Origin of the sequence: Jeotgalicoccus psychrophilus DSM 19085 (assembly GCF_000425845.1) — a bacterium.
Lineage (GTDB): Bacteria > Bacillota > Bacilli > Staphylococcales > Salinicoccaceae > Jeotgalicoccus > Jeotgalicoccus psychrophilus.
This window is the reverse complement of sequence record NZ_KE384463.1, coordinates 128031-139989: the sequence shown is the minus strand read 5'-3', so window position 1 is coordinate 139989 and position 11959 is coordinate 128031. Positions and strand designations below refer to the sequence as shown.

Sequence of the window (11959 nt, the reverse complement as noted above, 5' to 3'; positions counted from 1 at the left end):
TCAATATTAATTTACTTACATTCATCAATCAATTATACTACATAAGAGATTGGAGTTGTAACGTATGGAATTCTTATTCACGTTTGCCGTGTCATTTCTCGTCACAGCGATTGTCGCCACTTTCATACTTTTTGTTGTATTCAAAGTTAGAAAGATACGGACAATCCGCGATGTGAGAAGCGCGTATTATAATAGTATTGCGAGAATCTGGCTCGGCTTGTTCCTTGTCGTTTTCGGGCTGAACACAATGCTTCAGTTTCACACTCTCGTCGCTTATATCATCGGCGGTATATTCGTTCTTTTAGGCGGCTATCAAGTGTTTTACTTCAATAAAGCAAGAAAGTACTTTAAAGGAAATCTGCCGATTGAAGAACAGGCATGGAAAGAGTTTGAAGCGATGAAGGAAAATAAAGCTAAACGCAAAAAACAAAAGTAATACATATAAAAAACATCCCGGCTGTAAAATATACAGCGGGATGTTTTTTATTTTTCGTTGAAATGCTGAATCATAAAGGTCGCTTTTGAATATGCTGTGCCCTGAACGTTCAGGACGATCTCCAGGCGGATAAACTGCTCGCCTCTGTCGATAATTTCACCGCTCAATTCGATTTCCTGATAGAGCTGAACAATTTTAAAGTTCATAATATTATACGTATCGATATGATAGCTGTGGATGTCATTTTCCTGCAGTACGACGAGAATCAGCCGCTCTGCAAGGCGCATAAAGTTTGCCTGGGACAATGACCCGAATTCATCTGCCATAAACGGCATCACCCGGATATTAATTTTGTTACTGTCAATTTTAATTTCCCTGTCGATCAGCTGATCTGTCGACATGCCGGATTTTAAATTGCGTGAAGATATATTTTTAAATACTTCTCTCCGGTGCACGATGCCTCTGTAATCACCGGACTCTACGACCGGAATAATATTCAGCTGATGCCAGCTCATAATCTGTCTTAGTGACAGCAGCGTCGTATCTTCCTCTGCGCTGTAATCCGGCAGCAGATAAGTCGTATAATTTTCCTTCGTCATTTCTTTTAGAAACTTCGAACGAATGGCACCGACGAAACGGTTGCCGTCTAAGAGAATCATATTTTTATCTTCGGGATGAATTTCCGTGCCAAGTTCATTAATGTCAATCGTATACTGTCCCTGTTTCACCATCAGACTGCCTGCCGTGACGATATTTTGCGACAGCGATAAACTGTATACTTCTCTGTGAATAATCGATGCGCATGTAAAGGAATCATGCGTTGTCGAAATAACTGGCAGCTGTTTTTCTTCGGCAAGTTTCAGTATCTCTTCACCGGTACCAAAACCCCCGGTAATTAATAAACCGACACCGTTTTCGAGTGCTTTACGCTGGGATCTTTCGCGGTTCCCTACTATTAAGAGACCGCTCGGCTCCAAATATTTTACGAGATCTTCTGTCTGCATAGCCCCGATTAAAATTCTCGAAATTTCTTTATCGAGGTAGTTATCACCGGTCAGGACTGTCCCCTGGATAACGCGGTTCACTTCCCGGAACATAATTTTTCCGTGGCTCTTCACTTCGCGCTGTACGATACGGAAAGTCCCGACGCGTTCAATTGTCTTCACCAGCCCGTCCTGCTCCGCCTGCTTAATCGCGCGGTAGCTCGTGCCGAGCGACACGCCCATAAAGCCTGAAATCTGTCTCACTGACAGACTGCTGCCTTCCCGGAGTCCTCTTATGTATTTTAATATATCTTCATGTTTAGACATGTCTTCACCCAATTTCTATATTTCACGTTAAATTTATCATAGCACGAATGATTGATGTGTATAAAAGAAAATGGAAACTCTTCTATCATAGAGAGTTTCCATCATTGGTGTTATGAGAACTTCGCTGCTTCACCCGGTTTCAGTATTTGGCATACTGTATTAACTTTCTTTTTAAACTCCTCAGGATTCTGCTTGATTGGCGGGAACGTATCGAAGTGCACCGGCACAACAACTGTCGGTTTAATCAGTTCGTTTACCGCGTAAACCGCGTCGTCGATTCCCATCGTAAAGTGGTCGCCGATTGGAATAAAGCAAATATCAATCGGTCCGTTTCTTTTCGCAATCAGTTCCATATCGCCGAACAGCCCGGTGTCGCCTGTCACGTAAACTTTCTTCTCGCCGATTGTTAAAATTAAGCCCATCGGCTCACCTGTATAATGCGTAACACCATCATTGTCAGTGTAGCTTGACGTGTGGAAGGCATGCACGAATTTTACTTTACCGAAATCGTACTCACCTTCACCGCCGACGTTCATGCCGACAGTTTTTTCAACACCCTGGCTTTCTATATAAGCTGCCAGCTCCACCGGTGCAATTACCGTAGCATTGTTATTTTTAGCAATTTCAATCGTATCGCCAACATGGTCATTATGACCGTGTGTTAGTATAATATAATCAGCTTTAACGTTATCTACTGTTAAATCCGTTAAATCATTGCCATTAATAAACGGGTCGATGATGACATCTGTATCATTGTTATTAAGCGAAAGTACCGCATGTCCATGAAATTTTACAGTCAAAATTACCACTCCTGTTTAAATTATTAATAATTATCTATTCCCTGAAAAACTTTTTAATAATCATTAAAACGACATTTTATATATAAGGAGATAAAACGATGAAACACATTTATTTAACACATGCACTCAACATGGAATCTGACGCTGTTTTATTTTCATATCCTGACTTTAATACACCGAACTTAATATTGCCTAAAATGCAGCGTGAACTCACACCGGACAGTGAAATATATATAACGATAAATAACTTTTATGAAACGAACGACTTCATGATTGAAAATACTCTGATTGAAACGATACGACAGGAAAGTGCGGCCGACGGTTTTATCATCGACCAGATATTTACGCGCGATTTCCACGATGTGAATACCGTGCTGCTGGAAACACTGTCGAGTGAAATACGGAACAAACATTTTATTATCGGCCCGTCATTTACGAAAGTGCCCTACTTCCTGCACAGCCGGCTGGCTGAGATATTTATCGACCATGATGTCTCTGGCGTAATGTATGACCTCCGAGATATTGATATAAGAAACTTTAGTCAGCTGCAGCCGCTTGCGAAATTAAAAATGCACGTTAAAAAACGTTTGTCGATTATCCCGCTGATTCGTCCGGAACAGCTCAAGGATTTAAAGAAGAGCATACCTTTTGAAGTTGCAGTAATTGAGCAATAGACGTTCGGCGGATGCATAACTCAAGCCCAGCTACACGATAAACACCGCCGCATAAACAAAAAAACAGCCACGAGGGCTGTTTTTTTATCGTTCTATACTAATAAGTCGTGAATACTTACGAATTTTCTGTTTTGAGCTTCGGCAACTGCTTCATAAGTGACGTGCCCCTGGAATGTATTGAATCCGCCTGCAATTACAGGGTTTTTAACAAGTGCTTCTTTATAGCCGTTGTTCGCAATCAATAATCCGTACTGAAGTGTCGCGTTTGTCAGTGCGTTTGTAGATGTACGCGGTACAGCGCCCGGCATGTTTGCGACTGCGTAATGAATAACGCCGTGCTTCACATATGTCGGATCGTCGTGTGTTGTAATCTTATCAGTCGTTTCAAAAATACCGCCCTGATCGATTGCAATATCGACGATAACTGATCCCGGCGCCATGTTTTTAATCATGTCTTCAGATACTAATTTCGGTGCTTTCGCTCCTGGAATTAATACTGCGCCGATAACTAAATCACTTGCTTCAACAGCCATTTTAATATTTAACGGCGTAGACATTAAAGTCTGCACGCGCGCGCCGAACAGGTCATCCAGCTCTCTTAAACGTTTAGGGTTCAAGTCTAAAATTGTTACGTCTGCGCCAAGGCCGAGTGCCATTTTGGCAGCGTTCGTACCCGCAGCTCCCCCGCCGACGATAGTTACTTTAGCTTTTTCAACACCAGGTACACCGCTAAGAAGGATACCTTTTCCGCCGTTGATGCTCATCAGATGCTGAGCGCCGACTTGTGGTGCCATGCGTCCTGCTACTTCACTCATCGGTGCAAGAAGCGGCAGTGAACCGTCCGGCAGCTGAATCGTTTCATAAGCGATTGCAGTTACTTTTTTATCAACAAGCACTTGAGTCAGGGCTTCTTCCGGCGCAAGGTGCAGATATGTAAATAGAATTGAATCTTCCTTAATAAGATCGAATTCTTCAGCCAATGGCTCTTTTACTTTTACTACCATTTCAGCAGCCCAGGCTTCCGCTGCTGTACCGACGATTTTTGCACCCATTTCTGTGTACGCTGAATCCTCAAAATACGAACCGCTGCCTGCGTTTGTTTCTACGAGAACAGTATGTCCTGCCTGCACAAAAGCGTATACGCCGCCTGGTGTCAGACCTACTCTGTTTTCGTTGTTTTTTACTTCCTTCGGTATACCAATAATCATTTCCAAATCCCCCTTTAATCAAACAAATATATTGTATCACAATAATCCGCAATTTGGTCTATAACTATCTTAATATTTAAAGTTTTGGAAGCGCACACATGTGGTATAATATAAGTAAGAAAAGGAAATGGAGTTGATTTTAAATGTTACAATATCAAAACATCTTAGTTGCAGTAGACGGGTCACATGAAGCAGAGTGGGCATTCCAGAAAGCAGTCGAAGCTGCGAAACGTAACAATGCGAAACTTTCTATTATCAACGTTATCGATACACGCTCTTTCGCGTCTGTTGAAGCGTATGACCGTTCAATTTCAGCACGTGCAAACGAGTTTGCTCAGAAGCTCCTTGATGGATATGAGAAAGTCGCATTAGACAAAGGTGTTGAACATGTAGAGAAAATCATCGACTATGGTTCACCGAAATCAATTATTCCTAAAAAAGCTGTGGAAAAAATTGGCGCGGACGTAATCGTCTGTGGTTCTACCGGTCTGAATGCTGTTGAGCGATTCATTATCGGTTCGGTATCAGAAGCGATTGTAAGAAACGCAAAATGTGACGTATTAGTCGTCCGCACTGAAACATTACCTTCGGATTTTGAACCGCTGGTAGCGACTGAAGACTTTATGGAACAAAACCGCTAATGGTTAAAAGAATGTTTTAATTTTAAAAGTAATGGGCTCTTCGGGCTCATTACTTTTTTATTTCTACTATATCAGCTACACTGAATTCAAATTTACTTTCGGAGGTTACTTATGGAACTTGGAATTAATACGTTTGGTGATGCGGTCTTTGACCCCCAGACTGGGAAAACAATATCACATGCAGAACGCCTGCAGGAACTTGTACGTGAAATCGCAGCCGCTGACCGCGTTGGTCTCGATGTGTTTTCAATTGGTGAACATCACAGAAATGACTATGCGGTCAGTGCCCCGGATGTTGTACTTGCGGCCGGCGCTGCAGTTTCTAAAAATATCCGTCTGTCGAGCGGCGTAACTGTGCTGTCCTCAGATGATCCGGTTCGCGTTTACGAACGCTTTGCTACTTTGGATGGAATTTCAAACGGCCGTGCTGAAATTATGGCAGGACGCGGGTCGTTTATCGAATCGTTTCCGTTATTCGGCTACGATTTAAATGATTACGATACCCTGTTCAATGAGAAATTGGATTTACTGTTGGCTTTGCAAGAAGGCGGAAAAATTAACTGGTCCGGGACGCACAGGCCAGCACTCGAAAATACTGAAATATTCCCAAAACCCGTGCAGGATGAAATTCCAATCTGGATAGCGAGCGGCGGTACACCGCAATCTGCTAAACGCGCAGCAGAGCTCGGAATGCCTTTAGTCCTTGCGATTATCGGCGGCAGCCCGTTTCAGTTTGCGAGAATCGCTGACTTTTACCGGCAGATTGGTGCAGCTGCAGGACACGATGAAAGTAAATTAAAAGTCGCAACGAATTCCCATGGATTTGTTTGGGATACAGACGGTGAAGCACGCGATTTGTTCTTCCCATCAATTTCAACGTCGATGACGAAGCTCGGACGCGAACGCGGCTGGGGAGAATATTCACGGGAAGCCTTTGATAATATGTGTGATCCGGAGGGCGCACTATACGTCGGCAGCCCGGAAACCGTCGCAAGAAAAATTATCGCTTTGTACGAACACATGGGTGTTGAGCGTTTTACACTTCAAACACCTGTCGGTACAATGCCTCACAATCAGGTCATTAGGACTATTGAACTGTTTGGTGAAAAAGTCGCGCCGCTTGTCAGAGACGGAGTTGCGAAGATAAAAGCTGAAAGAAAGATATAGTATTTTTTGAGGGGGACATTTGCGAATGCCCTCTTTTTTTATTATAAGGCGGTAATTTTTTGGTTTGGATGCCCTTGTCGAATGAACATGGTAGTCCAAAGCTTTTTGGGTTACCATGTCAAAGCTACATGGTAGGCCAAAGTCTCCCGAGTTACCATGTCAAAGCTACATGGTAGTCCAAAGTCTCCCGAGTTACCATGTCAAAGCTACATGGTAGTCCAAAGCCTCCCGGGTCACCATGTCATAGCTACATGGTAGTCCAAAGCCTCCCGGGTTACCATGTCAAAGCTACATGGTAGTCCAAAGTCTCCCGAGTTACCATGTCAAAGCTACATGGTAGTCCAAAGCCTCCCGGATGACCATGTCAAAGCCACAACGTTATCCGACTCCGTTAAAAAGTCAAAAATAAATAAGAACTCAGGACACTCATATGTCCCAAGCTCCTATTCTGCTATAAATACATTCATGTTCGACAATACTTCGAGTGTTTTATCGTGCAGATCGTCGCTGGCTGCGGCAACGAGTTTTTTATTCACCGTAATGTTAGCTTTCGGGAAGATATTCTGAATTACCATAATATTCGCGAGGACGCATACGTTTGTTTCGACACCGATGAATTCGATTTTCTGATTGGTCTCGACTTCATCTTTATAGTTTTCGTAAATGTTTTTTCCTTGTTCCGGCGGGATACCGTAAAAGGTTTTTGTATATTCGTCGCCGTAACCCTCAAGACGTTCGTAAAATTTAGGATATATCGCTTCATCAAAATGGATTGATTCCGCGGAACGTTCGTCATATTCGAAGTCGGGATATAAGTTTTTCGTATAGATAATGGATTCGTTATTCTCTATTGCTTCATCAATTCTCCTCGCAATACCGTCTTCAATAACTTTGGACCACTCGGCAAAGTTCGTACCTCTTTTATCAAACGTATCATTTTGGACGTCTATTACTACAAGCATATTCCCACATCCTGTCTAAATTGTTTATATTCTATATATACCCATTTTTAAGTATTAAAAAAGCAGCTCAAATGAGCTGCTAGTCTTCTTGATGCCAATTGCGCTTTAAAAGCCCCATCAGATAGGCATCCTGATATTGACCTTTAGTATAAAACTGCTCTTTTAAAGTGCCCTCTATTTCAAATCCGCTCTTCTTGTAAATATGAACAGCTCTGTCATTTTCAGTATCGACGTACAGATAAACTTTATTCATGTTCAGAATGTTGAATGCATACGCAAGACACTGTGCAAACGCAAATTTCGCATAGCCTCTACCGTTAAACTCAGGTTTGACGATGATCTGAATTTCACAGTTTCTGTGAATATAATTAATCTCAACCAGTTCAACAATACCCGCCAGCATACCGTCGTCTTCAATCACAAATCTTCTCTCGTCAGCATCCATCATATGTTTTTCATATAAATATTTTAATTCACTTAACGATTCATACGGTTCTTCAAACCAGTACGACATAATCGAATATTCATTGTTCAGCTGATGTACGAACTCCAAATCCGTTTCTTCGAGCGCTCTGATTTTCATATTAAAAATTCTCCTCATTTTAAAGCTGTATATGATCCTTCAACTTTCTAATTCTTTTATTTATTATACTGATTAATAATCGTATTTTCTATCTCAGGGAGTTTTATGGAAATGAATAACTGCATCTGTTCAACTACTTTATCCAGGGTTTCTTCATAATTCTCATATTCTTTATATTCATATAATTGAGAGGAGTACAGTCTTGGAAAATGTCGTTCCAATGTACTTATCCCTTTAAATTCATTTCTTCTTGCTACTTCATACAATTCTCTTCTTTCCTGATCATCCCCTTTCCCAAGTACCAGTGCTATTTTTAAAGGATTCAAATTATCTATTTCAAATAACATTAAACGTTTCGAGCTGGTCCAATCAGAAATTTTTGGAATAATTTCATCGAGCCTGTTTGTTGTGAACCTTATGAAATGTTTATTTGAATCATCTAGAATTAAGGTTTTTTCACCTTTAATAAATTCCTTTAGTTCATCAGAGATTTCAGTTCTCAAATCTGGCTTATGTTCATATATTAAATCCAATGCCCGTTTATGTTTAAAATAAATTTCTTCGCATATCTTTTTAAGTTCTGAATCTCCCACAATATTCCTCCTTAAAATTTCTATGTATTGTTCTATAAAATTTATAATTGAAGTATCTATTTTATTTTTTCTATGATCTATAATGAATTTTAAAATATCAATGACATCCCGGTAACTCATATTTATCCATGCATTTGAATTTTTAGCTTTTGTTCCATACGGTGAAAGGTATATAAATATCTGTGAGTAATCTGGATAATCATTACTTACTATTTTTTCATATTTTTTCAACTGGTACTTCGACTCAACAGACCAGATTTTATTTTCAATTGCTAAAACAAATTTACTGTTTTCAGATACTGCTAGAATATCTATATTTTTTCTTTCTCTATAAACGACTAAGTCACTGTATTCATTAAGTAAAGTACTCAACATATCGTAGAGTTGATTTGAGTTTTTGTCATTAACAATAGCTTTTTGTATTAACTTTTTCATGAATAAATCATCTAATCCATGAGCTTCTGACGGTGTCATTAACCATCTCAGCATATTACTGTGACGGAGTTCATTATTCACCACTCCTAAAATATCAAACACATTAAAAGTAGATACCCCGTCTTCAACTTTTTGCAACACTTCAATATCCTTCAAAAATTCTTCCAAGGCTATCTTATCTGGCGATTCTTTCATACAACCACCCTTTATAGTCAGATTTTTTAAATACTTTCATCAACTATATATAAAAACATTGCGATCATCAATTTATATCACCAATTATGACTTGAAACATAAAAAACACCCCCATCTATTTCGATGAAGGTGGTAAATTTAATTTGAATTCTTGATAAACTACTCCGCCAATCTCAACACTTCTCTCGCAATCATAACCTCTTCGTCTGTCGGAATGACTAATACCTTGACCGGTGAATACGAATGGCTGATTGTCGCTTCAATGCCGACTGTTTCGCTATTGGTTTTTTTATCCAGATAAACGCCCATAAATTCAAGGCTGTCTAAAACCTTCTCACGAATCAAAGCAGAGTTTTCCCCGACACCTGCGGTGAAAATTATCGCATCAACCCCGCCCATGCGTGCGGCGTAAGAGCCCATATATTTATGGATGCTCGAGCTGAATACTTCTAACGCAAGTTCGGCGCGTTTGTTGCCTTTTCTCGCTTCATCGGTAATGTCTCTTAAATCACTTGAAAATCCGCTGACTCCGAGCAGTCCCGATTCTTTGTTCAGCACGTTCAGTACTTCAACCGCACTTTTCTCGGTTTTCTCCATTATATACGGTATGAGAGACGGATCGATGTTTCCTGATCGTGTTCCCATCGTTACACCTGCTAATGGGGTAAAGCCCATTGATGTATCCAATGATTCGCCGGCTTTAACTGCAGCGATACTTGCTCCGTTGCCTAGGTGGCAACTGATTAGTCTTAATTCTTCAATCGGACGTTTTAACAATTCACTCGCACGGCCGGTTACATATTTATGACTCGTACCGTGAAAGCCGAATTTACGAATACGGTAGTCATTATAATATTTGTAAGGCAGACTGTATAAGTACGAGCTTTCCGGCATGGTCTGATGGAATGATGTATCAAATACTGCCACGTGAGTTACCGACGGCAGCAGTTCCATCATCGCCTCTATACCCATTAAGTTTGCCGGGTTGTGAAGCGGCGCAAATTCAGCAAGCTTGTCTATTTCTCTGATGACTTCGTCATCGATAACTACAGCTTCGGTAAATGTTTCCCCGCCGTGCACGACACGGTGCCCGGTGCCTTCAATCTCATCCATAGATTTAATAATATTCTTTTCTATCAATGCTTCCAGCATGACGTTAACTGCTTCTTTATGATCTTTAAAGTTTCTTTCAAACGTTTCCCGTCCGCCCTTATAGGCGAGTGTGAATTTCCCGCCGCCGAGTCCAATTCTCTCGACTAAACCGCGGGCAATTTCAGTTTCTTCAGGCATTTTGAACAGTTCAAATTTAAAGGACGAACTGCCGGCATTGATCGCAATAATTTTTGTCATGGTGTTATCACTGCTTTCCGCTGTATTGTTCATACCAATCGTTCAGCTGACGTAAAAACTCCTGCATTTTCTCGGCATTTTTAAAATCAGGCACATCGCCGATCAGCACTTCGTTGTTCACAAGCGGCGAGAATCCTTTTTTCAGTACAATAATTGATTTACGCTGTTTTTCCGTTTTAAAGATTGTTGCCGGTAAGTTTAAGAACATCAGCAATGACGCATCTTCGGAAATATATTTTTTTATCGTCTCGTTATTTTCTTCAAGCATATTTGACGGTACGATAAACACACCTAAGCCGTCATCTTTCACTAAGTTCATGCCCGCTTCAAGCATAAGCAGGTGAGCGTAGCTCTGGCCTTCTGAAAATGCTGTTTTGTAATCCACAGCCGGGAGCGGGTAATAACCGACAGGTAAGTCTCCGATTGCAATTTCTGCTGACGGAATCCTGCTCGGTTCAATAACGTTTTGCGGGTGAATGTACATCGGCACTTTTAAGAACTCACATAAGTTTGCATTAATTTCTGCGAGTGCCGGGTCCACTTCAACACCTGAAAGGTTTACATTGTCGACCATTTCTTTCACTGTCATTGCAAGGTGTCCTGTACCGCTGCCGACATCCATCAGTTCAGTTTCTTTTCCTGCAGTAAATAAATCGATAATATGAGCGACTAAGTAACCGATCGCATCCGGCGTCAGCTGGTGATTGCTTTGTACAGGTTCTTCTTTTACCTGGTAGAGGTAAGCAAACTGGAACGCTTTTCTAAGGTCACTCATCGAACCTTCTGCATTTACTTGCAGCAAACTTTCTGCTAATGCTTCCAATCTTGGTTTTTCATCGTTTTTGACAATCTCATCTATTCTGGTAATCAGTTCTTCATATACTTGTTCCATCGTAGTTTTGGCCATTAAATATCCCTCTTTAAACAAAATATGGACTATCCGAATAGGATAGCCCTAGTTAACTTGATTATATTATATCACTGTCGCCGCTTCAAACACTTAACATCGGCTTTATTGGAAAGTTCGGTCCGACACGTGGCTGATTTCTTCTTTTTCTTGTAATTTGTGAGCGGTATCCGGATGCATTTCGCTCTTAATTACGTCGCCGTATTCTTTATATTTATTATTAACCGCATACGTATCACCGATAAAGTCATGCAGTCCGATTTTTGAGTCGGTAAATAATACTGCAAGATATGGCAAATACAGCAGTGCATTTGAAATGACTCTGCCTACAGTTTCTCTGAAGAACACTTGGCTGAATGTCAGTTTCGTGCCTTTTGCTGAGATAACACTGATACCTAAAATCATTTTACCTAATGTTTGCTTAAGGAAATAAGTCATCAGTGTAAAGTAGATGAAGTACAGCAGCGTCGTCGAAATGTTTTCAATCGACAATGCTTCAATTCCAAAATAGACGTCCCTGACTTCAAGCACCGTTAAAATCGGTACGATTGTCAGCTGGGCCACTGCCCACAGCACGATAATATCTATAATGTAGCTGATGAATCTCGGGAAAAAGGAAGCATGCGTCATGTAATCCAGCTGCTGGATATAATCGGTATCTTTTCTTACAATTCCATTATTCTCTTCCATCGAAATTC

Annotated in this window: 13 protein-coding genes; 4 read left to right on the top strand and 9 right to left on the bottom strand. The window is 40.8% G+C overall.

Annotated elements, in window-relative coordinates; translation table 11 throughout:
* The first annotated feature begins 64 nt into the window (after positions 1-64).
* Positions 65-436, top strand: a complete 372-nt coding sequence (locus H625_RS12950) for a YtpI family protein (protein WP_051239047.1) — start codon at positions 65-67, stop codon at positions 434-436.
* Positions 437-483: 47 nt separating this feature from the next.
* Here H625_RS12950 and H625_RS0109505 read toward each other — a convergent pair whose 3' ends face one another.
* Positions 484-1746, bottom strand: coding sequence for a DRTGG domain-containing protein (locus tag H625_RS0109505; protein WP_026859696.1), 1263 nt, complete (start codon positions 1744-1746; stop codon positions 484-486).
* Positions 1747-1856: 110 nt separating this feature from the next.
* Positions 1857-2546: a metal-dependent hydrolase gene (locus H625_RS0109500; protein ID WP_026859695.1), complete on the bottom strand. Its 690-nt coding sequence runs from the start codon at positions 2544-2546 to the stop codon at positions 1857-1859.
* Positions 2547-2644: 98 nt separating this feature from the next.
* Between H625_RS0109500 and H625_RS0109495 the strand changes: the two genes are divergently transcribed.
* Complete coding sequence (locus H625_RS0109495; RefSeq protein WP_026859694.1) at positions 2645-3220, top strand: hypothetical protein; 576 nt, start codon at positions 2645-2647, stop codon at positions 3218-3220.
* A gap of 92 nt (positions 3221-3312) precedes the next feature.
* Here H625_RS0109495 and ald read toward each other — a convergent pair whose 3' ends face one another.
* Entirely contained in the window at positions 3313-4428 is a 1116-nt protein-coding gene (gene ald / locus H625_RS0109490) for an alanine dehydrogenase (protein WP_026859693.1), read from the bottom strand.
* 143 nt (positions 4429-4571) lie between these two features.
* Between ald and H625_RS0109485 the strand changes: the two genes are divergently transcribed.
* On the top strand, positions 4572-5069 hold the full coding sequence (locus H625_RS0109485; protein ID WP_026859692.1) for a universal stress protein: 498 nt from the start codon (positions 4572-4574) through the stop codon (positions 5067-5069).
* A 111-nt stretch (positions 5070-5180) separates the two neighbouring features.
* Positions 5181-6236: an LLM class flavin-dependent oxidoreductase gene (locus H625_RS0109480; protein ID WP_026859691.1), complete on the top strand. Its 1056-nt coding sequence runs from the start codon at positions 5181-5183 to the stop codon at positions 6234-6236.
* Between the two features lie 443 nt (positions 6237-6679).
* Here the strand turns inward: H625_RS0109480 and H625_RS0109475 are convergent, their stop codons facing one another.
* The 6 genes from H625_RS0109475 to H625_RS12945 form a co-directional block, all read right to left on the bottom strand.
* On the bottom strand, positions 6680-7198 hold the full coding sequence (locus H625_RS0109475) for an isochorismatase family protein (protein WP_026859690.1): 519 nt from the start codon (positions 7196-7198) through the stop codon (positions 6680-6682).
* A gap of 79 nt (positions 7199-7277) precedes the next feature.
* Positions 7278-7781 carry a GNAT family N-acetyltransferase gene (locus tag H625_RS0109470; protein ID WP_026859689.1) on the bottom strand — a complete coding sequence of 168 codons (504 nt, stop codon included), beginning with the start codon at positions 7779-7781 and terminating at the stop codon, positions 7278-7280.
* Between the two features lie 56 nt (positions 7782-7837).
* Positions 7838-9004 (bottom strand): PDDEXK-like family protein, encoded by a 1167-nt coding sequence (locus tag H625_RS0109465; RefSeq protein ID WP_026859688.1) that lies wholly within the window; start codon positions 9002-9004, stop codon positions 7838-7840.
* 159 nt (positions 9005-9163) lie between these two features.
* Positions 9164-10354 (bottom strand): acetate kinase, encoded by a 1191-nt coding sequence (locus H625_RS0109460; protein WP_026859687.1) that lies wholly within the window; start codon positions 10352-10354, stop codon positions 9164-9166.
* A gap of 7 nt (positions 10355-10361) precedes the next feature.
* Positions 10362-11261 (bottom strand): class I SAM-dependent methyltransferase, encoded by a 900-nt coding sequence (locus H625_RS0109455; protein WP_026859686.1) that lies wholly within the window; start codon positions 11259-11261, stop codon positions 10362-10364.
* Positions 11262-11366: 105 nt separating this feature from the next.
* Positions 11367-11951, bottom strand: a complete 585-nt coding sequence (locus tag H625_RS12945) for an RDD family protein (protein ID WP_035785700.1) — start codon at positions 11949-11951, stop codon at positions 11367-11369.
* Positions 11952-11959: the final 8 nt, after the last annotated feature.